Raw genomic sequence first — 303 nt, forward strand, 5'->3', positions numbered from 1 at the left:
CTTCCTGCATCGAGCCCTCGACTACACTATCCGTCAACTCAGACATCTTCAGTTTCTCCCTGTACAAGTTCAAAGATTCGAGCCTCAATCTCCGAAAACCCCTCACTCACGTGAATCGAGTCCACATCACCAGCGTACTGCTCTCTCAGGCTCTGGATGATGTGCCGGACTTCGTTGATTCGCGTCAACTGACCCATCTCGAAGGCGAGCTGCATCAGCCATTGCTCATGTTGGTTCAGAGCGCGCCCATTGAGCTTGATGCTCAACGATTCCATCCAGTCCTCGAACTTCATGCACGCTCTC

At 52.5% G+C, this 303-nt stretch carries 1 protein-coding gene; it reads right to left on the reverse strand.

The genetic code is table 11. The annotated features are described in order from the left end of the window. Positions 1-38 precede the first annotated feature (38 nt). Positions 39-303, reverse strand: a 265-nt coding sequence (locus tag AC1RPR_RS08670; RefSeq protein ID WP_481763547.1) for a hypothetical protein, incomplete at its 5' end; no start/stop codon positions are given.

Source organism: Dellaglioa sp. CoH-57-MRSF-22, assembly GCF_056781895.1.